Origin of the sequence: Cyanobium sp. FACHB-13342, from assembly GCF_014697415.1 — a bacterium.
Classification (GTDB): Bacteria; Cyanobacteriota; Cyanobacteriia; order PCC-6307; family Cyanobiaceae; genus Cyanobium_A.
This window is the reverse complement of record NZ_JACJRT010000008.1, coordinates 235420-258946: the sequence shown is the minus strand read 5'-3', so window position 1 is coordinate 258946 and position 23527 is coordinate 235420. Positions and strand designations below refer to the sequence as shown.

At 66.5% G+C, this 23527-nt stretch carries 22 protein-coding genes; 4 read left to right on the top strand and 18 right to left on the bottom strand.

The features are described 5' to 3' along the window. Positions 1-403 precede the first annotated feature (403 nt). Together H6G16_RS06775 and H6G16_RS06770 are read right to left on the bottom strand one after the other, a co-directional pair. Positions 404-1438 carry a ribbon-helix-helix protein, CopG family gene (locus tag H6G16_RS06775; RefSeq protein ID WP_190389520.1) on the bottom strand — a complete coding sequence of 345 codons (1035 nt, stop codon included), beginning with the start codon at positions 1436-1438 and terminating at the stop codon, positions 404-406. Positions 1439-1440: 2 nt separating this feature from the next. Then, positions 1441-3006, bottom strand: a complete 1566-nt coding sequence (locus H6G16_RS06770) for a DUF3370 family protein (protein WP_242036280.1) — start codon at positions 3004-3006, stop codon at positions 1441-1443. A gap of 232 nt (positions 3007-3238) precedes the next feature. Between H6G16_RS06770 and H6G16_RS06765 the strand changes: the two genes are divergently transcribed. Further along, on the top strand, positions 3239-3433 hold the full coding sequence (locus H6G16_RS06765) for a sigma factor SigF (protein ID WP_190389519.1): 195 nt from the start codon (positions 3239-3241) through the stop codon (positions 3431-3433). Here H6G16_RS06765 and H6G16_RS06760 read toward each other — a convergent pair. The 5 genes from H6G16_RS06760 to H6G16_RS06740 form a co-directional block, all read right to left on the bottom strand. Beyond that, the gene (locus H6G16_RS06760; RefSeq protein WP_190389518.1) at positions 3381-4190 is read right to left on the bottom strand and encodes a sigma-70 family RNA polymerase sigma factor; all 810 of its coding nucleotides are present in this window, start codon (positions 4188-4190) and stop codon (positions 3381-3383) included. The two genes, H6G16_RS06765 and H6G16_RS06760, sit on opposite strands and share 53 nt — an antisense overlap. A 96-nt stretch (positions 4191-4286) precedes the next feature. After that, positions 4287-5186 carry an ATP adenylyltransferase gene (locus H6G16_RS06755; protein WP_199289249.1) on the bottom strand — a complete coding sequence of 300 codons (900 nt, stop codon included), beginning with the start codon at positions 5184-5186 and terminating at the stop codon, positions 4287-4289. Then, entirely contained in the window at positions 5131-6156 is a 1026-nt protein-coding gene (locus H6G16_RS06750; protein ID WP_242036236.1) for a SpoIID/LytB domain-containing protein, read from the bottom strand. Before H6G16_RS06750 ends, H6G16_RS06755 begins: the two co-directional genes overlap by 56 nt. Continuing rightward, on the bottom strand, positions 6135-7049 hold the full coding sequence (locus H6G16_RS06745) for a PhzF family phenazine biosynthesis isomerase (RefSeq protein WP_199289248.1): 915 nt from the start codon (positions 7047-7049) through the stop codon (positions 6135-6137). Before H6G16_RS06745 ends, H6G16_RS06750 begins: the two co-directional genes overlap by 22 nt. Next, on the bottom strand, positions 7046-7969 hold the full coding sequence (locus H6G16_RS06740; RefSeq protein ID WP_190389517.1) for an NAD(P)H-dependent glycerol-3-phosphate dehydrogenase: 924 nt from the start codon (positions 7967-7969) through the stop codon (positions 7046-7048). The genes H6G16_RS06745 and H6G16_RS06740 overlap by 4 nt, the downstream gene beginning before the upstream one ends. 36 nt (positions 7970-8005) lie before the next feature. On the opposite strand from H6G16_RS06740, the gene H6G16_RS06735 reads away from it, so the two are divergent. Further along, positions 8006-8809 (top strand): SDR family NAD(P)-dependent oxidoreductase, encoded by an 804-nt coding sequence (locus H6G16_RS06735; RefSeq protein ID WP_190389516.1) that lies wholly within the window; start codon positions 8006-8008, stop codon positions 8807-8809. A gap of 18 nt (positions 8810-8827) precedes the next feature. On the opposite strand, the gene H6G16_RS06730 is transcribed toward H6G16_RS06735, so the two are convergent. Then, positions 8828-9211, bottom strand: a complete 384-nt coding sequence (locus tag H6G16_RS06730) for a DUF2237 domain-containing protein (protein WP_347238819.1) — start codon at positions 9209-9211, stop codon at positions 8828-8830. A 209-nt stretch (positions 9212-9420) separates the two neighbouring features. Here H6G16_RS06730 and H6G16_RS06725 point away from each other — a divergent pair, with 209 nt between their 5' ends. Beyond that, entirely contained in the window at positions 9421-9648 is a 228-nt protein-coding gene (locus H6G16_RS06725; RefSeq protein WP_190389514.1) for a hypothetical protein, read from the top strand. 3 nt (positions 9649-9651) lie between these two features. Here the strand turns inward: H6G16_RS06725 and H6G16_RS06720 are convergent, their stop codons facing one another. The 3 genes from H6G16_RS06720 to H6G16_RS06710 are packed head-to-tail and all read right to left on the bottom strand — an operon-like array spanning position 9652 to position 14545. Next, entirely contained in the window at positions 9652-9924 is a 273-nt protein-coding gene (locus H6G16_RS06720) for a DUF4090 family protein (protein ID WP_190389513.1), read from the bottom strand. 47 nt (positions 9925-9971) lie between these two features. Then, positions 9972-13622 carry a methionine synthase gene (metH, locus tag H6G16_RS06715; protein ID WP_190389512.1) on the bottom strand — a complete coding sequence of 1217 codons (3651 nt, stop codon included), beginning with the start codon at positions 13620-13622 and terminating at the stop codon, positions 9972-9974. Between the two features lie 5 nt (positions 13623-13627). Continuing rightward, a complete protein-coding gene (locus H6G16_RS06710; protein WP_190389511.1) occupies positions 13628-14545 on the bottom strand; it encodes a branched-chain amino acid transaminase in 918 nt (305 codons plus the stop codon). Positions 14546-14630: 85 nt separating this feature from the next. On the opposite strand from H6G16_RS06710, the gene cobN reads away from it, so the two are divergent. Beyond that, positions 14631-18353, top strand: coding sequence for a cobaltochelatase subunit CobN (gene cobN, locus H6G16_RS06705; RefSeq protein WP_190389510.1), 3723 nt, complete (start codon positions 14631-14633; stop codon positions 18351-18353). Between the two features lies 1 nt (position 18354). Here cobN and H6G16_RS06700 read toward each other — a convergent pair whose 3' ends face one another. The 7 genes from H6G16_RS06700 to H6G16_RS06670 all read right to left on the bottom strand — a co-directional run bounded on the left by H6G16_RS06700 (position 18355) and on the right by H6G16_RS06670 (position 23524). Further along, positions 18355-18888, bottom strand: coding sequence for a hypothetical protein (locus H6G16_RS06700; RefSeq protein WP_190389509.1), 534 nt, complete (start codon positions 18886-18888; stop codon positions 18355-18357). Positions 18889-18915: 27 nt separating this feature from the next. Then, positions 18916-19566, bottom strand: coding sequence for a PHP domain-containing protein (locus H6G16_RS06695; RefSeq protein WP_190389508.1), 651 nt, complete (start codon positions 19564-19566; stop codon positions 18916-18918). Further along, positions 19559-20134 carry a protoporphyrinogen oxidase HemJ gene (hemJ, locus tag H6G16_RS06690; RefSeq protein ID WP_190389763.1) on the bottom strand — a complete coding sequence of 192 codons (576 nt, stop codon included), beginning with the start codon at positions 20132-20134 and terminating at the stop codon, positions 19559-19561. The genes H6G16_RS06695 and hemJ overlap by 8 nt, the downstream gene beginning before the upstream one ends. 226 nt (positions 20135-20360) lie before the next feature. Next, on the bottom strand, positions 20361-21290 hold the full coding sequence (locus H6G16_RS06685; protein WP_190389507.1) for a bestrophin family ion channel: 930 nt from the start codon (positions 21288-21290) through the stop codon (positions 20361-20363). 23 nt (positions 21291-21313) lie between these two features. After that, complete coding sequence (locus tag H6G16_RS06680) at positions 21314-22870, bottom strand: cryptochrome/photolyase family protein (protein ID WP_190389506.1); 1557 nt, start codon at positions 22868-22870, stop codon at positions 21314-21316. 31 nt (positions 22871-22901) lie between these two features. Beyond that, entirely contained in the window at positions 22902-23159 is a 258-nt protein-coding gene (locus H6G16_RS06675; protein WP_242036235.1) for a glypican, read from the bottom strand. An 83-nt stretch (positions 23160-23242) separates the two neighbouring features. Next, a complete protein-coding gene (locus H6G16_RS06670; RefSeq protein ID WP_190389505.1) occupies positions 23243-23524 on the bottom strand; it encodes a hypothetical protein in 282 nt (93 codons plus the stop codon). Positions 23525-23527: the final 3 nt, after the last annotated feature.

The window sequence follows — 23527 nt, the reverse complement described above, 5'->3', positions numbered from 1 at the left end:
AGAATGACGCGTTTTTGCGGTTTTCCGCTGATGGCAAGAGTCGCAGCTCCTTCCTACGAACAAGGGCTGCAACGGAGCGCAAAATTCTGCGGTCATTGCTCGTGATTGCGACACAACCTGGGACTTGCTTGTTGCCGAGAATATGACGTATGCGACTGGATGGCTCCGTTTATTTCTGCTGGCGTTGGGCAGGTCACGCCAATTGCTGATGAAGATCGTAAATAGACTCATAACCAGACTCAGCTAAGACTGAAGATTGTTTAATGTTCGCTCCGGGCGGTCCGGTAAACGGGAACGCAGGCACCGTCGGTCGGCGAGGCGGCGACAACACGATCAATCATTCGACTCAGCCGGGGCTCTTATTGGGTCTTGAGGCTAGACGTGTTTGAGCCAGGCAAGACACTTATTTATTGCGGTAGAGCTCCTTGAGGAGTTGGTAGGCCTCGTTGAGGCGGCGCATGCTGTCTTCGCTGCCGCCAGCATCCGGATGGTTGCTCATCGCCAGATCTCGGTAGGCGTCTCGGATTTGTCCGAGGGTGAGCCGGTGGCCCGGTGCTGTCGGCAACTTCAACAACTTCAGCGCTCCATGCAGGGTCATGGTGTGCTCCAGGGTCTGGAAAGACGTGCCTTTGCGCCGTTTGCGGAAGCGATGGACAAAGCGTCGAATCAGCGTGGGCAAACGCAGCTCCAGGGTGGAGGTGCTGAATGGATCTTCCAGCAGTCCCGCCATCACCATCACGCGCTCAAAACTGGCAGGTTCGCGACCCCAACTCGGGGCGGTAGAACCCACCACATCACAGGCCAGGGACCAGGTGAACGGTCTGTTGTCGCTCTGGTCACTTTGGGGCCAGATGTCCTGGGCCAGCCAGACCATGGCAGCCTCAAGAACGGCCTCATTGGCATCGTTGCCGTAGAGCTCCATCCAGTGCGTGCGAGCCCGCACCAACGCCTGGGCGATCAACTCTCCGCCAACCTGGGGCAGGGGTTCGAGCGATGCCTGAACGTCGGGTTGACGGGGGTGGAGGCTGCGCTTGAGCTGGTCGGATTGGCGCCTCACAAATCCGGGCAGGTCGATACCGCTCTGGCGAGGTTGGGGGGTGGTGATGCGAGTGGGATCCGCCCAGTTGTCGTCGGACTCGTCGAGATCGAGGGTGAGTTCCCCCCCGGCGCCACGGGTCACCAGCACAAGGGCACCCTGCTCGTTGAAGCTGGTTGGAGAACTGGTACCCAGATCGCGTTGGAGATCACCAGCGGCGTTGGCGTCACTGCCGTCGCTGGCGTCGTTGTCGCTGGGGAAGAGGTCCTCGAGCAACCGTTCGACGAGATCGCCGCGGCTGCGCAGTCCCAGTTCGGCCTTGAGGCCATCGATTTTGTCCAGCAGGTCCACCGGAAGCTCCAGGCTGAACCGGCGCCGACGCGGATCGTCCCTTCCAGCCATTCCTAACGGCCCATCAAGCCGCGCATCATCTGCTGCTGCGCTTCCAGGGCCTGTCGGTAGCGATCCACCAGGGATTCACTTGCCATGCCTGGAGTGGGGGCTGTGGAGCGTGGCTGGGTCGTCCGAGCTGGGGCCGGCGGGGGTGGGGGGGCCAGCGGGAGGGAGCGATAGGGGGAGAGCTCTGGCTGAAGCGTCGGGGCTCCCGGTTGCAGCACCAGGGGGGGGAGGCTGGGCAGCCCTCCGGCGGCTCCCTCGTCCGGATCGGGTAACGCCGGCAGGGTTGAGGGGAGAGGCGCTGCCGTACTGCTGGCAGCGTTGCGGGCCAGCTCGAGCTGGCGTTCACGGTCCTGCACCATGGCGACCTGACTGGCTGGCACCACACTCAGGAGATGGCCGGGTGTGGCGTCAGCGGGATACACCAAGCTCACGCGCACGGGGTTCGCTACACCGGCACGCAGATTCAAGGTTGTGAGAGCCACGCTCTGGCCGGAGCGCAGGCCCACATGCATTTCCTGCAGGCCCTCCTCCGTGCGGACCTGAAACGATCCCCGGAAGGCCGTGAAGGGCCGGCTGCTGCCGGTGGTGGATGGATGGCTCAAGACCAGCTCATAGGGCCCCGCACCCTTGAGGTTGAGATCGACGTCAAAGCGAACGCCGTAGGTGCCCACATTGTCGAGGGAGGAGTCGATCATCCGACTCACCAGGGGGTTCACCTGCACTTCCCGGGTGCCGAAATTGTGGCGATGGGTGCTCGTGAGGGGGACGTGCAGGGGCCCTTGCTGGGCCAGGTCATGGCTGAGGGTGGCCTGGTAGGCATCGCCAATGGCGACACCACCCACTCGGGAGAACACCCGCCTTCCATTGATGTCAGCGATCCGGTTCAGATAGACCCGCCCGGGGGCCAGCCGACCTTGGTCGAGCACCGACAGCAACTCCCAGTCGCTCTGGGGATTCTTGGCCGCAACCACGGCCATCTGAAATGGGCCGTCGCTGCGCCCCTTGAGCAACGCATTGGCGATCCCCAGGGCTGGGAGCTGGGTGTGGAACAACACAATGCGGCTGCGGGCCGGGATGGTGATCTCTTGGCTCAGCTTGGAATCCAAACGGCCCCGCAACATCTGGATCGCGGTGGCATCCCCCGGCCCCGTATTCCAGGGTCTCGGTCCCAAGGGCCGCACGCCCATCTTGTACTGCTGTAAGTAGGGGGCCTCAAAGCTGTTGCGCACAGCTCCATTTTCGAAACGGATGTGAACGGCTCGCCCGCCTGGGTTGATCAAAATCAGCCCCAGGGTGAGTTCCGGACGTCGCCCTGATGCCGAAAGCTGGCGCCGGTTGGGGGGGAAATATTTGTGATGCATGTGGACGCCAAACTCACCGTTGAAGGTGTATTCGGCATTGCGCAGGGGCTGGCCCGTTTCAGCGGCATAGGCGTAGCCCGGTGCCGTATTGATGAGAATGCCCTCGCCTTCAACCTCTTCGGGCTGGTTGGAGTGCAGAACGGGCACCTGGTTGAAACTGCCCTTGAGGGGCCGAGCTTGTTGTCCGGCCATCAGCGCCACGTAGGCCATGGCGGCAGGGGCCTGAACCAGCACCCCTGGACCCACAAGCCCGGCAATCAACAGGACAGACAGCGGACCGATCCGAAGACGGGATGCCGCATCTGGCCGGCCTAGCCAGGGTCGTCGGGTCCAGCAGTGCTTCATGACCATTGCTGGGGGAAACACCCGTTGGGGCGGGCAACACGGCACTCGGGTGACGCACCGAGGTCGCTAGAACCTCAGGGCACTTCTCCACTTTCTCATGCTCCCCCTCCTTGGCTGCTGCGGCAACGGCGACGAAGGTGGCCAGAGCAGCTGGCGTCGCCATCAGGAACGCAAACTGCGCATGCTGCGGTTCTGGCGGGACGGCGCGGAACGGCAACTGGCTGCCGTCACGGCAGCCATCACCACCCTGGAGCAACAGATGCAGCGTGATGCAGGGTCCGGGAACGGCTGAGGGGCCCTAGTAGGGCTGCGTCATCCGCCACCGCAGCGGGAAAGCCCTCTTGAAGCAGGGCCAACCCCCGCTTGAGTCGTCGCTGCACGGTCATCGGACTCACCTCCAGCAGGGCAGCCGTACGCCGATAGGTCCAGCCGGCTAGCACCACCTTTTGGATCACCAATCGGAGACAGGGCTCCAGCCGGGCTAACTGGCGCAAGATGGTTTGGTCGGTCTCCATGGGCTCCATCCAGCTCTCCTCGCCATCGGCGGCCAGGGCCTGAAGGTCTTCCGTCGTGGCCCCAAGGGCTGACGGACGGGCCATGGCTTGACCTCTGAGAAGGTCTTGCCACTGCTGACGGGTGAGGTCGAGGGCCTGACGCAGCTCCTCAGCCGTTGGTTCCTGGCCATGGCGGGCACACCAGCCGGCCCTCAGCTGGCGCAGCTTGTCCTGGAGCTCCATCTGGCGACGGGGCAGCCGTACGGCCTGGGAGGAATCCCGTAAATAGTGCAGGATCGCCCCGCGGATGTGGGGTCTGGCAAAGGCTTCAAACGGGGTTGCGGTCTTGGCTTGATAGAGCTCGGCGGCTCGCAGCAGGCCAAGCAGGCCTACCTGCATCAGATCATCGAATGGTTCGGGGCAACGGCGGCAATAGTGCGCCGCAATCGGGGTCACTAGAGCGCGGTACTGGTTGACCCGCTGGTTCCGTTGCAGGAGGGCACGGCGGGACGTCGAGCCCCCGGCTTTGGCAGGGGTCTTGAGGGGTTTGGTCATCGTGACAGGAGTGATTCAGCAGGGGCAGTTCCCCCTTGCTTTCCAACCAGGCCCGGCAACAGGTGGTTCCGCAACCGGGAAATTACGGAACCCGGTTCATGACAGCGGAGGGCTGGCGACCGATCGCAGCAACTGCCAGGGCCCTTCCCGCTGCAACCAGGTGAGATCCGAGCGCTCGGTTGCGAGGAGGGACCCACCAAAGGCCAGGGCATTCAGGCTGAAACCGGCACAGTGTTCCTCGGTGCGCCGCACCGTGAGCATCCAATGGTCGTCAAACAGCAGGTTGTACGGGTGGAGGGGTTGGGGATCGTGGAGCGGTGAGCCCAGGCCCAGCTGCTCGGCATGGCGGAGGTAGAGGTCCTCGAGGTCGCTGCCAGCCAGAGGATCACGGCGGCGACTCAAGCAATAGGCCCAAGGCCAGGCCGAGCTGGCACGGCCCCCGGTCTCCTGACGCTCCTCCAGCTGGGCCTGCAGGGCCCCTGCCAACGGACAGCTGGGTTCGCCGCTACGCCTGGGGAGCAGCTGCAGGTGGCGGTGGGGCTGGCTGGCGCCGGAGGCGGGGGAACTGTTGAAGAACCACAGCCCCGCCGTATCGGAGGCCACCTGGGCCACACCTGCCCAATCGTCAGGACGCAACCAGCCCGCCTGGGGTTGCCAGGCCTGGGTAATCACGAGCAGGTGGCCAGGCTGCACGGGATATTTGTTGAGCAGGACCACATGTCCGGAAGCGAGGCATTCCACCTCCAACTCAGGCTCCCAGGGAAGGAAGGGATTGGGTTTGGGCCCGCCACGGCGCAGGTGTTTGGGCGTGCGGCTGAGCAACCGGCGCAGCACAAACGGCTCCAACCCCGGCAGATCCACCACCTCGGTGGCCAGAGGGACCAGGGCCCCGCTGCGCTGGGCCTCGACGGAACGCTCCAGCGCCCTGTTCCAGTACTGCTCAGCCCGCACCGGCCTTGAGGCGTGCCAGGGACGCCCCTTGGTAGTAGTGGCCAAGGATCTGGTTGTACCGGAAGCCCTGCTGGGCCAGATCCTGGGCTCCGTGCTGGCTCATGCTGGCCCCCAGGTGACCGTGGGCCTCAAGACTGATCTGGCGGTTGGCGGCATAGAGGCTCTCCACGATTCCACCCTGGTAACTGAGAATCAAACCTGCGGTGCTTGCGGCCGCCTGACGGGTGCGAGCGTTACTCCTGGAGAGGCCCTTGTAGGCCTGCCAGCGCGTGGTGTCACCGAGATGCCAGTGACGGTTGGCTGGCCTGGCCATGTGGGCCAGGGCGTAGGAGCGGGCGGCAACGGCCTGGGCCCGCAGGGCCTCCATCGACCAACTGCTGGGCATCTCCGCACCCACCACAGACGCGATGTAGGTCTCGAGGCCGAGATGGTTCACCAGGCGCAGCCCATCACTGTCTCGGATCAACCGCAAACGGCCGCCATAGGGGCTGCCATTGACCAGAAGCGCCCCCCCCGTGGTCTGGAGCCAGGCCTCGGGACCCTGGGACCAGAGCTCAGCCAGATTGACCGGCGCACCGCCGTCCCCCTGCTGCAACAACTGGCCATCCCGGCTCACCAATTGCCAGGGGCCAGTGGCTGAGAGCGCAGGGCTGGATCCAGCAGTCAGCAGGGCCACGCGGATCTCCAGATCCACCGTCGGCCCGGCCTCGGGTTCGGCCAGGCCGAGGGTGCCGCCGGAGCCGGCCGTCGTGGGGACGGCGGCACGGCGGGCCTCCAGCCGGCGCAGGCCCTCAGCGGCGGCGGTGGTGTCCTGCGGAGGCGGCGGAGTCTCAATCAGCGCGTCGAGCAGTTCGCCCTGGGCGGCGCCGTAGGGCTTTGGGACGAGTCCCTGGGCGGCGAAGCCCACCGCCACGGCCGCGATGGCCATGGGACCCGCCACCATCAAGCGGCGGTTGAAGGGACTGCGGAGCCGCAGCCCAGACGGGAGCAGGCTCAGGCGAGCAACGCGGCCCATGGCTCGACTCCGCAGCCATCGGCTTGCACGTGCAATGTGCCGTTCCACAGAAGATGGCCCGTACCGCTCAAGCGGATCATGCCTGAAGACGCCGTTTCGAGCACCATGCCGCCCGGTCGGGGGGAGCATTGCCAGCCCACGACCGATGGCCGTTTCAACTGGTCGAGCCAGAACGGCGCCACCAAGGCATGGGCGGACCCGGTCACTGGATCCTCTTCGATGCCCAGTCCTGGGGCAAAGAAGCGCAATTGATAGTCGGCCCGTTGACCCAGGACGGAGGGGGGCGGATCCTGCTCCAGCCCTTCAAGCGACTGCATCAGCACCAATCCCATCCGATCCGGCCCCTGCAACTCGGAGGCCACACTGGCCATCGCCGCCAACGGAGCCTCCGGTGGCAGCAGGGCGATCCGGTAGCCCAGGGACGAGCCCCAGTAGTCCGTTGGTTTGACGCCCAAGCGCCCTTGCAACAGGCGAATCAGGGGGGGAGTCGGTTCGGCGGGAAGCAAGCCGGCGCTGGGCAGCACGACGGAGCCACTCGCGGGCTGGTTTGGCCCACCGGGGAGCTCCAGCCGCACGGCCAGGGGACCGCTGCGGGTCCAGAGCGACACCGGCTGCCCGGCTTCCAGCAACTGCCAATGCCCCAGCGCCAGCAGGGCAGCCAGGGTGGCGTGGCCGCACAAGGGCACTTCGCAGGTGGGGGTGAACCAGCGCAGACACCAGCGATCCTGTTGGCGCAACAAAAAGGCCGTTTCCGACTGGTTGAGACTGCGGGCGATCGCCTGCAGGCCCCCATCCCCCAAGGGCTGGTCGAGCAGCACGACGGCGGCCCCATTCCCCCGGCAGGGTCCGGCGGCGAAGGCTTCCACCAGTACCGCGGGCGTGGAGCTGATCATGGCTGGCTCCATTCGGGTCGCAGGTCCCGCTCCATCAGGGCCCGCACGGCGTCTGCCGGTCTGGCCTCGCCATCGAGCACCCGCACCACCTGCTCGCAGATGGGCAGATGCCATCCCCGACGAGCAGCCAGCTGCAAGGCGGCACGGGCCGTGCGGGGGCCCTCCACCGTGGCCGCGATGCGCTCCCGGGCCTGCTCCTCACTGCATCCCTCCGCCAGCAACAAGCCGCAGCGGTAGTTGCGGCTGAGGGTGCTGTTGGCTGTCGCCAGCAGGTCGCCTAGACCGGCCAGGCCATAGAGGGTGCTCGTCACCCCGCCGAGCCCCTCCAGCACCACGCCGATCTCCGCCAGACCCCGGCAGAGCAGGGAGGCCTTGGCGTTGGCCCCAAGGGCCAGGCCATCGGCAATCCCCGCCGCCACGGCCATCACGTTCTTGAGGGCACCAGCAGCCTCCGTACCGATCGGATCGCCGTTGGTATAGAGACGCAGGGTTTCATCGCTGAGCTGACGCTGCAGTTCGCGGGTGAGATCGTGGTCGGTTCCGGCCAACACGCTGGCCGCTGGCAGACCCTGCCGCACCTCCGTCGCCAGATTCGGCCCACTCAGCACCAACAGGGGAGTGGCAGGCAATGGGGCGGCCCAGAGCTGGGTGGCCGTAGCCAGGCTGGAGAGGTCGAGACCCTTGCTGCAGCTGAGCAGGGGAAGGCCTGGGGGCCAGTGGGGGGCCAGGGCCTCAGCCAGGGGCTGCACCCCCGCCATCGCCACGGCCGACACCACCAGCTCGCAATCCACCAGCAGATCGATCGGGCTGCCGCCCGAACTCCGGGACCAGCCCTCCACCCGGTGGCCCTGGGCTTGCCAGCGCCCCATCAGGGTCTGCCCCCAGGCGCCCAGACCCAATACGGTGATGCGAAGGCCCATCGGGTGTGAGGCGGCAGGCAGAACAGCGCTGCCATCATGCGCCAGGGAGCGGTGCCGTCCCAGCCCCCGAAGCGTTCTGTGGTCACGCCCCTGCGATCGAACTGGAGCTCCTGGCAAGGCACGGCCCTGGTGGTGGGCTGTGGGGGGATCGGCCAGGCCCTTCTGCAGGAGCTCGCTCCGTTGGCGCCCCACCTGCACCGGGTGGGGGCCTCCCGAAGGGATTGGCGCTCCGCAGCGTCAGCGGACTGTCAGGGGGTCGATTACCTGCCCCTCGACCTCACCGATGACGCCAGCCTGGAGCGACTTGGCGCCAGCCTGAGGGATCGCCCTCCCCTGCGCCTGGTGATCCACACCGCTGGGGTGCTGCACGGGCCCGGGCTCCAACCCGAGAAGCGCCTGGCCCAGGTGAACCGCCTCGGCCTGGAGCGGAGCTTTGCGATCAATGCCTTCGCACCGCTGCTGCTGGCCCAAGCCATCGAGTGCTGCCTGCCCGGCGATGCCCCCTTCCACTTCGCCAGCCTGTCGGCTCGGGTGGGCAGCATCGGCGACAACCAGCTGGGTGGGTGGTACGCCTACCGCGCCGCCAAGGCAGCCCAGAACCAGCTGCTGCGCACCCTTGCCCTCGAGTGGCGTCGCCGCAAGCCCCAAGGATGCGTCAGCCTGCTCCATCCCGGAACCACGGCAACGGCCCTCTCAGCGCCATTCCAGGCCGGCGTGCCCCCTGGCCGGCTGTTCAGCCCCCAACGCGCAGCTACCCAGCTGCTCAGGGTCCTGGAAGGGCTCAGCCCGGAGCGGTCTGGCGGCTTCTGGGCCTGGGACGGCCAACCCATCCCCTGGTGAGGAGTGCCCGGAGTTCGCCTAGGCGGCGTTGGCCCGCAGCAGCTCCAGGGAAATGACCTCGAGGGTGGAGTCCTCTGTGGCTTCCAACCGCACGGGAGGGGCCATGCCGTCCTCATAGGCCTCCAGCCAGCGGGGGGCACACACACACCAGTGGTCCCCTGGCTGGAGTCCGGGAAAGTCGTAGGCCGGGACCGGGGTGCTCAGATCGTTGCCCTGGGCGGCGCTGTAGCGCAGAAACGCCTCCGTCACGACGCAGCAGACGCTGTGGCGGCCCAGATCTGCGGCATTGGTGCGGCAGTGGCCATCGCGGAACCAGCCGGTCATGGGCTGGCATCCACACACCTCCAGCGGCTCACCGAGCACATTGAGCGAGGGCGGGAGGCTGGGGCTGGAATCGCTCACGACAGGGATTGGCAACGGCAGTGCCGCAAGTCTGGCCAAGGGATCCGGGCGCCGCATCGGGCCGGAACCCAGGCTTTCCGGGGAGCCACAGGGCTGCACCAAAGGCAACACACCGGCACAAAGTGGGGCGAGGTGGTTGACGGATTCCGGGGGGGAGGCGTTAAAGGTCGGTTAGCGCGTTCACCCTGTTTTTCAGCGCGGCCCCCTTCATGAGCTGGGAATTCACCGAGGATGCGGCCTTCCTGGCCCTCTGCGACGCCTACAAAGAGAGCGGTGAACCCTCCGCCATGGAATTCCTCGCCCACGGCGAAGGGGCCTTCCATTTCCAGGAGCTCACCCAGAATGCCGCCGGAGAGGGAATCGACCTGAGCGACTCCTCCGATCTGGAGGAGTTTCAGCAAGAGGTGATCGATGCCCTCGAGGAGATGTGCAGCTAGGGATCAGGAGTAAAAGAAGGCAATCTCCTTGGCTTTAAGCCCCTCCCATCCGGCCGCCTGCAGGCGGGCATCCAACGTGGCCTGGTCGAAGTGTTTGGATCCGGTCTTGACGATGCGGTTGCGCATCGACTTCTTAACGCCGCTGCGGGCGCGCTGACTCTCCAGGTCCATCACCTCGGTGTACAGGGCGATCATTTCCGCGGGGATGGGTGTGCCATCGAGATCGATGCCCGATGCGATCGCGGCGTCAACGCCGCCGGGGCCTGCAATGGCCATGGCCTGCTCAGCAAGAACGCCTGCAGGCTAAGAGGGAGCGCGTCCGGTCAGGCCGAGAAATAACGGGCCTGGCTGTGCAGGGCCACCAGGGCCGTGGTGCTCTGCTCGGGGTCGAGCTGATCGCTTTCATCCATGGTGAGACCGATGCGATCAGCACCCAGCCAGATGAGCTGCTGGCGGGAGTCCGCCACATTGGGGCAGGCCGGATAGCCGAAGGAGTAGCGGCTGCCGCGGTAGCGCTGGGCGAGCACATCCCGCAACGGCATGTCGGCGGGATCGGCAAAGCCCAGTTCCCGCCGAATCCGGGCATGCACCCACTCCGCCAGGGCCTCGGCCATCTGCACCCCAAGCCCATGGAAGTAGAGATAGTCGCTGTATTGGTCAGCTTTGAACAGCTCCCGGGCAAAGGCAGAGGCCCTCTCCCCCATCGTCACGGCTTGCATCGGCAACACGTCAGTAGGCGTGACAGCGCCATCGACTCCGAGCGAGAGATCACGGTAAAAATCAGCGATGCAGTAGCGATTCCCCGACCGCTGGCGGGGCAAGCCAAAGCGCCCCAGTTCCTGCTGAGGCTGGGTGGGATCGAAGACCACCACGGCGTTGCCACTGCGCCCACAGGGGAAATAGCCGTAGGCCAGCCGTGGGGTGAGCAGCTCCTCCTCAAGACAGCGCTCCATCCACTGCTGCAACACGGGCTCGGCCTTCTCAGCCAGCATCGCCTCATACTCCTCCCGGCTCTGCTGCTGGGTCTTGCGCAGCTGCCATTGGCCCGCAAACAGGGCGTTGCGGTCGAGGTAGGCGAACACCTCCTGCAGGTTGATGTCCTGCTCGGTGAGCACCTGGCTGCCCCAGAACGGGGGATCGAGGGCCGGTTCCTCGGGCACGGCCTCGGAACGGTGATCGTTGGGTCCAGCCACCTGCCCATCTGTGGGCACCGCCGTGGCGGCCGGTTCGTCCCCCGGGGAGGTGGGGGTGGCGCTGTCCGTACTGGCAAGCCCCAGGCCCTCCGGAATCGGCCCCTGGAAGCCCTGCCGGTCGTCCCAGCTGCCGGCGGCCTTGGCCTCCATCAGCGCATCCATGAAGCGCAGATCGGCGAAGGCATCGCGGCCATAGATCACCTGACCCTGGTAAGCCGCACGGCAGTCACCATGCACAAAGCGGGGCGTGAGGGCGGCACCGCCGAGGATGACGGGAACGGCGATACCGGCCGCGTTGAACGCCTCCAGGTTGTCTTTCATGAAGGCGGTGGACTTCACCAGGAGACCACTCATGGCGATGCAGTCGGCCTGGTGCTCGCGCTGGGCCTCGATAATCGCCTCACAGCTCTGTTTGATGCCGAGGTTGATCACCTCGTAGCCGTTGTTGGTGAGGATGATGTCCACCAGGTTTTTGCCGATGTCGTGCACATCGCCCTTCACCGTGGCGATCAGGAACTTGCCCTTGGCCGAACTTTCCCCTTCCACGGTCTCCATGTGGGGTTCGAGCTGGGCTACCGCTGCCTTCATCGTTTCCGCGCTCTGCAGCACAAACGGAAGCTGCATCTGGCCCGAACCAAACAGATCGCCCACGACCTTCATGCCATCCAGCAGGAAGGTGTTGATGATCTGCAGGGGCGGATAGGTCTGGAGCGCTTCATTGAGCGAGGTCTCCAGGCCAATGCGCTCCCCATCGATGATGTGTTGCTTGAGACGCTCCTCCACCGGGAGATCGGCCAGGGAGGGACCGGATGCCCGGGCCTCTTTGGCACTCACCCCCTCAAACAGGGTGGTGAGCACGGTGAGGGGGTCGTAGTTGCAGATCGCCCCGGCGTCGTCGCTCTCAAAGCGGCGACGGTCATAGATCAGGTCGCGGCAAACCTGCTGGTGCTCCTCGCTGATCTTGGCCAGCGGCAGGATCTTGGCCGGGCTGACGATGGCCGCATCCATGCCGGCCTCGCAGCAGTCGTGCAGGAAGACCGAGTTGAGCACGATGCGGGCCGCCGGGGAGAGGCCAAAGCTCACGTTGCTGACCCCCAGCACCACATGCACCCCGGGAAGATCGGTGCGAATGCGACGAATCGCCTCCACCGTGGCCGCCCCGTTGAGACGGTCTTCCTCGATGCCGGTGGAGATCGGCAGAGCCAGGGGGTCGTAGAAAATCTCGTGGGCCGGAATCCCGAACTCCAGGGCATCGCGGTAGGCCCGCTGGGCGATGGCGAACTTGCGCTCAGCCGTGCGGGCCATGCCCTCTTCGTCGATGGTGCCCACCACCACACCAGCGCCGTAGGCCTTGGCCAACTCCAACACCTTGAAGAAGCGCTCATCGCCGTCTTCGTAGTTGGTGGAGTTGAGGATGCACTTGCCACCGGCCACCTTCAGGCCAGCCTCCATTTTCTGCCACTCGGTGGAATCGAGCATCAATGGCAGGTTGACGTTCGTCACCAGACGACTCACCAGCTCATGCATATCGCGCTCGCCATCACGACCGACGTAGTCGACGTTGACGTCAAGCACATGGGCGTTTTCCTTGACCTGGCCCCGGGCGACGGCCACCAGGCCATCCCAGTCTTCTTCAGCCAACAGCTCCCGCACCTTTTTGCTGCCACTGGCATTGAGCCGTTCGCCAATGATCAGAAACGAGTTGTCCTGGTGATACGGCGTGGTGCCATAGATCGAGGCGGCCGAGGGCTCCACCTGAAGCAGCGGCCGCTCGTGCTGGGTCTGGGGGGTGCGCACCGGACGGGGCGCCGCATGCAATTCGGCGGCGAGCTCGGCCAGGGCACCGATGTGGGCTGGGGTGGTGCCACAGCAGCCACCGATCACCTGCACGCCCAGGTCTTCGACGAAGTGCAGCAGCTGCATCTTCATCTCCACAGGTGTCAGCCGGTAGTGAGCGACCCCGCCGATGTTTTCCGGTAGGCCGGCGTTCGGAATACAGCTCACCACAAAGGGGCTGTGCTCGCTCAGGTAGCGGATGTGCTCCTTCATCTGCTCCGGGCCGGTGGCGCAGTTGAGGCCGAGCACGTCGATCGGGAAGGGTTCGAGGATCGCCACGACGGCAGCGATATCCGAGCCCACCAGCATCGTGCCGGTGGTTTCCATCGTCACGCTCACCATCAGTGGCCGCCGCTGTCCCGTCCTCTGGAAGGCGTCCTCAATGCCCTGCAGGGCGGCCTTGATCTGCAGCACGTCCTGGCAGGTCTCGACGATGAACAGGTCAACGTCACCGGCCAACAGACCCTCCGCCTGCTCGGCGAAGGAGGCCTTCATGGTGTCGAAATCGACGTGCCCCAGGGTGGGCAACTTGGTGGTGGGCCCCATGGAGCCCGCCACAAAACGGGGTTTCTCAGGGGTGGAGTAGGCATCGGCCATCTCCCGGGCCAATTCGGCGGCCCGCTTGTTGAGCGCGAAGGTCTGATCGGCGATGTCGTACTCCGCCAGCACCAGGGAGGTGGCCCCAAAGGTGTCGGTTTCGATCACATCGGCGCCCGCCTCCAGAAACTGCCGGTGCACGGCCTGCACCGCGTCGGGTCTGGTGAAAACCAGATGTTCATTGCAGCCCTCGAGGGCGGCACCGCCGAAATCCTCGGCGGTCAGGTCCATCTGCTGGAGCGAGGTGCCCGTGGCTCCGTCGAAGACCAGCACGGGGCGCTCCGGGCCATGGAGCCTCTCCAGAAAGCCGATCCGCTGTCCCACCCGGGATGCCACTGCCGTTGTCATGGCGCTCAAACGTCGACGCGGATTCGGGTCACCCAATGGTCATAGGCGGGATCGCGGCCTTCTGTGATCGCGGTGAGCCGGTCCCGGATGGCCGTCATCACCGGGCGATGGCCCGGCATGTCCGTGGTCTCCACCCGACGGACCGGGGTGACCTTGGCGGCGGTACCGCTGAGGAACACTTCGTCGGCCACGAACAATTCGCTCTTGTCCACGGGCCGCTCCAGGGTGGGGATCCCCATCGCCTTGGCCAGCTCCAGCACGCTGGCACGGGTGATGCCCTCCAGGATGTCCTGGTCGACGCCGGGGGTGATCAGAACCCCATCCCGAACGATGAACAGGTTCATGCCACTGGCTTCGCTCACCTTGCCGCGGCTGTTGAGCAGCAGCGCCTCATCAAAGCCGCTCTTAACGGCCTCGGTTTTGGCCAGGGAGCTGGTGATGTAGGCCCCACTGATCTTGCCCCGCAGGGGCAGGGAGCGGTCTTCCTGACGGGTCCAGGAGCTGATGCGGCAGCTCACCCCGTCCGGGGAGAGGTAATCACCCAGCTCCAGGCCGTAGATCAGAAAGTCGGTCTCGATGTTGTGCAGGCGGGGCGCAATGCCCAGATCGCTGGTGTACACGAAGGGCCGCAGGTACACCGGACAGGTGGGCTTGTTGGCCTTCAGGAACGAGACGATGGCGTCATGGATGGTGGCCTCCGGCAGCTCAGTGAGCAGCAGCCGGGCGCTCTGGCTGAGCCGACGGACGTGCCGATCGGCGCGGAACAACAGGATCTCGGCGGGATCGCTGGGATTCGGCAGGGCCCGCATGCCGCCGAAGGCTCCGGTGCCGTAGTGGAGGGCATGGGTGGCCACCGACAGGGTGGCCTCCGCAAAGGGCACACAGCGGCCACCGAACCAGGCGAAGGGCAGGAACTGGTGCATGGTGGAGGCGAAGCGGGCGGTGCAGGCGCGACGGCCGGTGGCCGGGATGCCCCGATCTTCTCACTGCAGCAAGCAGGATGGGGCCATGCATCGCTTGGCATCGGTACCGGGGGGAACGGCAGCCGCCGATTGGGGCGCCCTGGTGGAGCAACCCCCCGCGTCGGTTCTGCTGCTCAGCAGCGCTGACACCGATCTGCTGGCCATCGATCAGCTGCTGGCGCAGGAGCCCCAGCTCCTCGGGGCGGAGCTGCGGGGCCTGAACCTCGCGGCCCTGGGCCATCCCGCCCAGATCGACCACTACCTCAGCTCAACGGTGCGCCACGCCCAATTGGTGGTGGTGCGGCTGCTGGGCGGTCGGGGCCACTGGAGCTATGGACTCGAACGCCTGCAGGAGTGGGTCCGCACCCAGGCCGGGCGCCAGTTGCTGGTGCTGGCCGGCACCCTGGAGGAGGAGGGCGCCCTGGCCAGTCTGGGCACCGTGGACCCGGCCCTGGCCGTGGCCCTGGCCCAATGCCTGCGGGAAGGGGGCCCCGCCAACCTGCGGCACCTGCTGGGCAGCCTTCGCGCCCTGCTGCAGGGGGAGCAGCCCGCGCCCCCGACACCCGAGCCCCTGGCCGATCCCCTTCCCCATGACTGGCGCGAGGAGACGGGCCCCCGGATCGGCCTGATCGCCTATCGGGCCCTGCTGCAGGCCGGTGATCTGGCCCTGATGGAGGCGAGCCTCGCCGCCCTCCGCCGGGTGGGGTTGTGCCCCCGTGCCCTCTGGGTGAGCGGCCTGCGGGATGGGGCCGTGCAGCGGGGGGTTGCCGACCTCCTGGGCCGGGAACAGGTGCAGGCCGTGCTGTGCAGCACCTCCTTTGCCTCGGTGCAGTTTGAGGAGGCCGGGCTGGGGGCTCCGCTGTGGGAGCAGCTGGGGGTTCCCGTGTTCCAGTTGCTCTGCAGCAGCCAACCCCGCAGCCACTGGCAGGAGAGCAGCATCGGCCTGGGTCCGACCGACCTCACCCTCCAGGTGGCCCTGCCGGAGCTGGATGGCCGTATCACCACACGGATCGGCGCCTTCAAGGAAACGGTGGGGGCCAGTGCGCAGCTGGCCTCAGCCCTACAGCGCTACCAACCGGATCCGGAGCGCCTGGCATGGATTGCCCAACTGGCTGCCAATTGGATCCACCTGCGCCAGACCCCCGCCGCCGAGCGGCACATCGCCCTGGTGCTGGCCAACTACCCCACCCGCAACAGTCGCCTGGCCAATGGGGTGGGACTCGACACCCCGGCTTCCACGGCGCTGATGTTGCGCTGGCTGGCCGAAGCGGGCTATGGCCTGGGGCCCGCGTGGCCCAGCAGCGGGGAGGAGCTGATCCAGCAGCTGCTCGCCGGCCGCAGCAATGACCCGGAAAGCGGCCACCGCCCCCCCCTCGACCACCTCCCTCTCGAGGACTACCAGGCCTGGTATGACCAATTGCCGAGGCAGGGGCGGGAGCGACTGGAGGCGGCCTGGGGGGCTCCGCACCAGGATCCCGGCCTAGAAACACCGCGGGGGGGCACGGCCGGATTTCCGATCCGAGGCCTGCGCTGGCACCACGTAACCGTGCTGGTTCAGCCCGAGCGGGGCTACGACCGCGATCCGAGCCTCAGCTATCACAGCCCCGATCTGCCCCCCACCCATGCCTACCTGGCCCATTACCTCTGGCTGCGCCAAGGGTTCGGCGCCCATGCCGTGGTGCACGTGGGCAAGCACGGCAACCTGGAATGGCTGCCGGGCAAGGGGTTGGGGCTGTCCGATCGCTGCTTTCCGGAGTGGGCCCTCGGCCCCATGCCCCACCTCTATCCATTCATCGTCAACGACCCGGGGGAAGGCTCCCAGGCCAAACGACGCAGCCAGGCGGTCATCCTCGACCACCTCACCCCACCCCTGGGGCGGGCCGGACTCCATGGCGAGCTGCAGCAGTTGGAGGTCCTGCTGGATGAGTACTGGGAAGCGAGCCAACTGGGGAGCGAGAGAGCCGCTCCCCTGCGCCAGCGCCTGGCCCAACAGCTGGAGCAGCTCCAGCTGCCCCTGGGCACCGCCGACGAACTGGATGCGCGCCTCGATGCCGCCGACGGCTATCTCTGTGAGTTGAAAGAAGCCCAGATCCGCCTGGGACTGCACACCTACGGCACCCTGCCGGAACCGGAGCGGCTGGCGGAACTGCTGCTCTGTCTCGCCCGCTGCCCCCTGGCCGAGCAGCCCGGTCTCACCCAGGCCCTGGCCCGTGACCTCGGCCTGGGCTTTGATCCCTGGTCTGACTCCGACGCCACAGCCCTGGAGCCGGAGGATCGGGGGCTGCTCCAGACCACCTTCGGGGGCGATCCGCCGCGGTTGGTGGGCGACGGGGTGGCTCTGCTGGAGCAGCGAGCGCTCTGCCTCGTGGCTGAGGAACTCGCCGGCCTGGCCAAGGAGCGGCAGCGGGCCAACCATGGCCCCGCCTTGACCCAGGCCCTGAACCATCTGCGCCAGGTGCTGCTGCCCCGCCTGCTCGCCTGCGACAAGGCCGAACGGGAGGGGTTTCTGCGGGGACTGGCAGGGGAGCGGATCGCCGCAGGTCCCTCCGGCGCCCCCACCCGGGGCCGGCCCGACCTCCTGCCCACGGGCCGCAATTTCTACAGCGTTGATCTCCGCGGCCTTCCCACCGAGGCCGCCTGGGACCTGGGCCGCCGCAGTGCTGAGTTGCTGCTCGAATTACACCTGCAGGACCAGGGGGAGCACCTGCAGACCCTGGCGCTGTCGGTCTGGGGCACGGCAACGATGCGCAACGGCGGTGAAGACATCGCCCAGGTGTTGGCCCTGCTTGGGGTGCGGCCGGTCTGGGATGGTCCCACCCGGCGGATGGTCGACCTGGACGTGATCCCGCTCTCCCTCCTGGGCCGCCCGCGGGTGGATGTCACCCTGCGCATCTCCGGGCTGTTCCGCGACGCCTTTCCCCAGCTGGTGACCTGGGTGAACCGGGCCACCGAGCTGGTGGCGGTCCTGGAGGAACCGGAGGACCAAAACCCCCTGGCGGCCGCCTACCGACGGGAAGGCCACAGCGCCCGGGTGTACGGCTCAGCCCCAGGGGCCTATGGGGCCGGGCTGCAGGGATTGATTGACAGCGGCCAGTGGGAGCAGCGGGGCGACCTGGGCGAGGCCTTCCTCAACTGGAGCAGCTGGCGCTACGACGGCCAGCCAGGGGGGCCAGGCCAGGCGGGGATCGAGGCCCGGGCAGACCGGGCTGGCCTGGAGCAGCGCCTCTTGGCGGTGCAGGTGGTGCTGCACAACCAGGACAACCGGGAACACGATCTGCTCGATTCCGACGATTACTACCAGTTTCAAGGGGGCATGAGTGCCGCGGTGGAGCGGGTCTCAGGGCAGCGGCCGGCCCTGTGGTTTGGCGACCACTCCCGGGCAGCTCGACCCCGGCTGCACCGGCTGGAACGGGAGTTGGACAAGGTGCTGCGCAGCCGGGTGCTCAATCCCCGCTGGATCCAGGCGATGCAGCAGCACGGCTACAAGGGCGGCTTCGAGATGGCCGCCAGCCTCGACTACCTGTTTGCCTACGACGCCAGCACCGGCCGGGTACCGGACTGGGGCTATGGCGCCCTCTGCGACCAGTGGCTCCGCGACCCCGAAGTGCTCGCGTTTCTGGAGCAGAGCAACCCCTGGGCCCTGCGGGACATGGCCGAACGACTGCTGGAGGCCCACAACCGGGGATTGTGGGAAGGGGCACAGAACAACCAGCTGGAGCACCTGCGCCAGCTGGTGTTGGAGAGCGAAGGACGAATCGAGGGCTCCTGATTCAGTTGTTCAGATCCCTAACCATCTGTTTGAAGGGATCGATCGCACCGGCCTTGCCCGTGGCGGGTTGGTTGATCTGGGGCTGGGCAGAGGCTTCCTGCTCCTTCGGTTTGCCGATCCCCGTTGACCCGCCCGGCACATTCACGCCCATGGCCGATCCCTTCTTGCGCTGCTCGAGTTCGGCAGCCGACATGGTTTGGGCGAAGGTCTTCTTCACCGGCTTGGGGATGCCACCGGTGAGATCCACGGTCTCCTCTGTGGTGGTCTTGCCCCCCAGGCCCTCGGACATCTTTTCGAGCTTGGCCTCCATGGACGCCACCTCAGCCACCATCTCCTTGTTGCCGGGGCTGTCGGCGGTTCCGGGGAAGGTGCGGCGAATGGTGTTGGAGCGCCGCATGAACTCCACATTGCCCATGCTGCTGGAGGCATCGGCATCGAGGAAAAAGGTTTCGGCCTCTTTCTTTGGCTTGGCAGGAGAGGCGTTGGAACTGGCGTTGCCGGCGCGGGAGGCGAACAGGCGATCAAACAGACCCATCGGCTGGCAGGAAAGCGTCAGCAAACCCTAGCGGCCATTGAGGGCAAGACCATGGGTATCCGTACCACAACTCAGCAAAAGGCCGCGCTGCTGGAGCTCGGCCGCAATGGCCTCGCAGACCAGCGGCGTGGGCGCCCAGCGAGCCTGCAGCTTGTAGTCGTACCAGGCCTCGGCTCCGTCAAATCCCAGCCGATCGGCCGCTGCGATCAAGCGTTGAAAGGGAAGCCGGTAGCGGGCGGGGTGGGCGAGGAGCATCAGGGCATCGGCCTGGCGACCCGCCTCCAGCACCGCCCCCGCCTGGAGCGCGGGCCCCACCACGGATCGGCCCTGGAGGTAGGGCCAAAGACTGGGGTGCTCCTCGCCGAAGCCAAGGGCCAGCACATGTACCAGGCAGCCCTCCAGCAGACAACTGATCTCCACACCCCGCCAAAGCCTGGGCACCGGATGGCCGCCCAGGGCGGCAGCGTGGAAGGCCGCCTCGACCACGGCGTGGGCAGCAACGCTGTGGTGGTCTGTGATGGCGAGGTGGTCCAGACCGATCCTGAGAGCCTGGGACGCCAAGTCCTGGGGCGAGAGGCTGCCGTCGCTGCAGGTGGTGTGGCAGTGAAAGTTGACCCGGGTCGGGCAGCAGGTCGGGGTGACCTGGCGCAACACCGACCGCAGGGGATGCTCAGGCACCGGACGCCAGGCGCTCGGCCCTGAGGCGACGCCATCGGGCGTAGAACTGGATTGAGGCCGCCATGAACACCACAAGGGCCACGATGAGCCAGGTGGCCGCTCCAGTGGGGAACTGGGCCTTGAACACCACCAGCATCACCACGATCACCAGCAGCAGCGTGGGCAGTTCGTTGAGGGCCCGCAGTTGTTTGGGGCTCCAACTGCAGCGACCCGCCTGCAGCTGGCCCATCAGGCGATAACAGAAGGCGTGATAGGCCAGCAGGGCTGCCACAAAGGCCAGCTTGGCGTGCATCCAGCCCTGCTGGAGCCAGGCCGGGTTGACGCTCAGCAGACCGGCCGCACAGACCACGGCCACCACCATGCCGGGGGTGGTGATGATGTTGGCAAGGCGCCGCTCCATCAGGGCGTATTGATCCTGAAAGGCCTGCCGCAGGGTGCCATCCAGCTCCTCCGCTTCCCGGTGGTAGATGAACAGCCGCACGAGATAGAACAACCCGGCAAACCACACCACCACCCCGACGATGTGCAGGGTCTTAAACCAGAGGTAGGCCTCCGGAGGCCAGCTCAGGGCCAGCAGCTGCATGGCGGTGGTGAACAGAGCGAGCCTCAAGGTAGGGCCTCCGATCCCCGGTCGATCAAGCCTTGATCCGGGTGCGCTCGTGACGGCTCCACAGATCCAGGTGGCCCAGCACCAAGGTGAGGATCCGACCCATGGTTGAACGGAAACGAGAGGCCCGCCGATCATCCTGATGCGGCAGGAGCTGTGGGGGAGGGCGTAGCGATCCGTGGTCTGCTCAATCCCAACGCGTCGGGTCCTGGCTGGGCCGGAAGCCGCCGAAATCGAGCGGTCGTTGAATCAGATCCTCCGTGATCGTGCTGCAGATGGCATTGAGGGGCAGGCAGAAGCTGCTGCCATCGCGGTCAAAGGGCCCCTCCACATAGGAGCCGATGCGCTCCGCCGTGAGGAAACCCATGAAGAGCACCACTCCGATCAGCACATGGGTGGAGCGCTGGAATTCCAGGAGCAACTGCAGGCCGTAGAGCCAGGTGATCATCCGCACGAACACGTCGTAGGAGGCGGGAATCGGTGTATTGCGGATGCGTTGCAGCCCGCCGATCGCGTCATGACAGAGGTTGCCCACCTCCATCAACTGCTGACGGCCCCAGGCGTCGATCCAGCCATCGCGGTGCAACCGCTCAACCGCCCGGGCCCGTTGCCTGCAGAGCTCCTGCAGGGAGGTTGAGGGCTGAAGCTGCAGATCGGCGAGCAGACCATCAACGCCACGACGCAGGTCGGCCCGCCAGAAATTGCGCAACTCGAAATTGAGCAGCCACACCTGGGCCACCTGGTACTCCATCAGGCAGCGCCCCCTTTGGCTGACCAGCCTTTCGTGGGGCAGCAGGCACAGCAGCACATCTCGCCATTTGCGGCTGTGGTTCACCACCGACCCCCAGAGGCTGCGGGCTTCCCACCAGCGGTTGATGGCCTGGGTGTTGCGAAAGGCGATGAAGATCGACACGGCAATCCCCAGCACCGAGATCCCCATCGGTGTGAGGGTCCAGCGGGTCTGCAGCGGGCCGCGCCAGACCGCCACTGCCACCAGCAGGGCGAACAGCAGCAGATCGAGGCGCATCCGCCAGAAGAGCTGCAGAACCACCAGTCCGTAGTCATGCCGACGGGTCCGGGGTGGATCGCCATGGCCGCCCGTCAACAGCGTGGACATGGGGGGATGCGAGTGCCCCACCATCATCCCGGAGATGGCCCAGGCCCCCGGTGACCCGCAGCGGCAGCCCGGATCGCCGCCAGCTCCTCAGCATCGATCCGCTCCAGCTGCTTGATCACCAGGGCCATGCGCGGATTGCGACCCAAACCATCGCTGTGGCGGGCCAGAAAGTCCCAGTAGAGGGCGTTGAACGGGCAGGCCTGCGGGCCGCTGCGTTGTTTGGGGTTGTACTGGCAGCCCTTGCAGTAGGTGCCCATCCGGTTGATGTAGTTGCCGCTGGCGGCGTAGGGCTTGCTGGCCAGCAGGCCGCCGTCGGCAAACAGACCCATGCCGAGCACGTTGGTCTGCATCACCCAGTCGTAACCATCGATAAACAGTCGGTGAAACCAGGCGGTGAAGGCCTGGGGATCGAGGCCGGCGATCAGGCCGTAGTTAGCCAGCACCATCAACCGCTGGATGTGGTGGGCGTAGCCGCTGGCCTTCAACTCCCCCAGCACCGTGTCCATGCAGGCCATGCCGCTGCCACCGAGACCCTCGAGCCAGGGCGGCAGGGGCCGATCGGCGGCGAAGTGGTTGCGCTGGGGGTAGTCGGCGCCAAACCACCAGTACAGGCCGTGCGTGTATTCGCGCCAGCCAAGGATCTGGCGGATCACCCCCTCCAGCGAGGCCAGCGGCGTGCCCCGTTCCTGTCCCGCCTCCTCCAGCCGACGGATCACCTCCAATGGGCCCAGCAGGCCCAGGTTGAGGTAGGGGGAGAGCAGGGCGTGCCAGAGGGTGGGTTGGCCGCCCACCATGGCGTCCTGGTATGGGCCGAAGCCATCGAGGCGGGTGGCGATGAAGTGCTCGAGCACCGCCAGGGCCTGGCCTCGGGTCACCCCCCAGTGAAAGGGCTGGCTCAGGCCCGGCAGGCCAGGCTCACCCGCAGCCTCCAGCTCCCCAGCCAGGCGTTCCACCTTGGCGATCACATCACCGGTGATGGCATCCGGTTCAAATGTCAGGGGCTCGGGGCCCTGCAGCCCTTTGGGCGGCGCCTTGCGGTTGGCCTGGTCGTAATTCCACTGGCCACCCAGGGGGGTGCCGCCCTCCATCAGCACGCTGAAGCGCCGTCGACCCTCCCGGTAGAAGAGCTCCATCCGCAGCTGCTTGTAGGGCTGGGCCCAGGCCGCGAAGTCCTCCCGGCTCCAGAGAAAGGCATTGGAGGCGTGCCACTGCACCGGGATCGGCAAGCTGAGCCGCTCGATCGCGCCGCGAAAGGGCCGCTCCGCGGGCTCCATGAGCTGGAGTTGGCGGATCCCATGGTCGCTGATCCAGCCAGGGAGAGCTTCCGAAAACCGATCGGTTTCCAGGTGATCGACGCTCCAACCGGCCTGGTGGAGCTCCGCACTGAAGTGGCGCATGGCACTCCACACCAGCACCAGCTTCTGGCGGTGATAACGGCGCCAGGCCAGCACCGAACTGCTCTCGACCAAGAGGATGCGGCATTGGCGCCGGGCCTGGCTAGGGCCGAGCTGCTGCTCCAGAGCCAGCAGGGCGGGATGGGACTGGGAGAGCTGGTCACCCAGGATCCAGATGCCGATCACGGCCGTCCCCGTTGCACGGGAGTCGGCCGGGTCATTGCTGGAAGCGGGAGTCGGATTCCATCCAACGCTCCAAGGCCGCCAGGCCCTCGATCAGGGCCCAGAGCCCGAGCCCACAGGCCAGCAGCCAACCCATTGCCATCAGGAGGGTGATCACCACCGGAATCGCGGCCAATGCCAGCAACGGCACGATCACGAGGGCACCTACCGCGGCCAGGGCCAGCACCGGGGCCACCAGCAGGGGGGGCGGACCGCCACGGGCGGCGACCCGGAGGGTGGTGAAACGAGCCATGGAGGCACCACGGGGATGATCCCCGATTCTGGAGCGCCGGCCCCGGTCCAATCCGGCGGGGAGGGGCGGAGAACCGTTCCGGCCTACCCCGATTCACCGGCCAAGCGGCAGGCACGCCGTGCCACGGCGGCGGCATAGCCCCGCTCCACCGGACCGGCCAGGGGACTGAGCACCCCGTTTCTGCAATCCACCACCAGCCGCTCGTGCTGGCCCCGCTGGTCCCCCACCCGCAGGCGCAACTGCCAATGGTGCTTGGCACTGCGATGGATCTCATCGCCGCAGACCGGTCCGACGCAGAGACCGGGAGCCGCCAACGCAGGCGGGGGCAGGCCGGGCAGCAGCTGGAGCAGCAGGGCCAGGACCACGGG

What these genes read in the sequence shown, in the direction of transcription:
- H6G16_RS06775 (WP_190389520.1), bottom strand. Translation starts at nt 1,438, where the DNA reads ATGGCTGGAAGGGACGATCCGCGTCGGCGCCGGTTCAGCCTGGAGCTT.
- H6G16_RS06770 (WP_242036280.1), bottom strand. Translation starts at nt 3,006, where the DNA reads ATGGCCTACGTGGCGCTGATGGCCGGACAACAAGCTCGGCCCCTCAAG.
- H6G16_RS06765 (WP_190389519.1), top strand. Translation starts at nt 3,239, where the DNA reads ATGCTCCCCCTCCTTGGCTGCTGCGGCAACGGCGACGAAGGTGGCCAG.
- H6G16_RS06760 (WP_190389518.1), bottom strand. Translation starts at nt 4,190, where the DNA reads ATGACCAAACCCCTCAAGACCCCTGCCAAAGCCGGGGGCTCGACGTCC.
- H6G16_RS06750 (WP_242036236.1), bottom strand. Translation starts at nt 6,156, where the DNA reads ATGGGCCGCGTTGCTCGCCTGAGCCTGCTCCCGTCTGGGCTGCGGCTC.
- H6G16_RS06745 (WP_199289248.1), bottom strand. Translation starts at nt 7,049, where the DNA reads ATGATCAGCTCCACGCCCGCGGTACTGGTGGAAGCCTTCGCCGCCGGA.
- H6G16_RS06740 (WP_190389517.1), bottom strand. Translation starts at nt 7,969, where the DNA reads ATGGGCCTTCGCATCACCGTATTGGGTCTGGGCGCCTGGGGGCAGACC.
- H6G16_RS06735 (WP_190389516.1), top strand. Translation starts at nt 8,006, where the DNA reads ATGCGCCAGGGAGCGGTGCCGTCCCAGCCCCCGAAGCGTTCTGTGGTC.
- H6G16_RS06725 (WP_190389514.1), top strand. Translation starts at nt 9,421, where the DNA reads ATGAGCTGGGAATTCACCGAGGATGCGGCCTTCCTGGCCCTCTGCGAC.
- H6G16_RS06720 (WP_190389513.1), bottom strand. Translation starts at nt 9,924, where the DNA reads ATGGCCATTGCAGGCCCCGGCGGCGTTGACGCCGCGATCGCATCGGGC.
- metH (WP_190389512.1), bottom strand. Translation starts at nt 13,622, where the DNA reads ATGACAACGGCAGTGGCATCCCGGGTGGGACAGCGGATCGGCTTTCTG.
- H6G16_RS06710 (WP_190389511.1), bottom strand. Translation starts at nt 14,545, where the DNA reads ATGCACCAGTTCCTGCCCTTCGCCTGGTTCGGTGGCCGCTGTGTGCCC.
- cobN (WP_190389510.1), top strand. Translation starts at nt 14,631, where the DNA reads ATGCATCGCTTGGCATCGGTACCGGGGGGAACGGCAGCCGCCGATTGG.
- H6G16_RS06700 (WP_190389509.1), bottom strand. Translation starts at nt 18,888, where the DNA reads ATGGGTCTGTTTGATCGCCTGTTCGCCTCCCGCGCCGGCAACGCCAGT.
- H6G16_RS06685 (WP_190389507.1), bottom strand. Translation starts at nt 21,290, where the DNA reads ATGTCCACGCTGTTGACGGGCGGCCATGGCGATCCACCCCGGACCCGT.
- H6G16_RS06675 (WP_242036235.1), bottom strand. Translation starts at nt 23,159, where the DNA reads ATGGCTCGTTTCACCACCCTCCGGGTCGCCGCCCGTGGCGGTCCGCCC.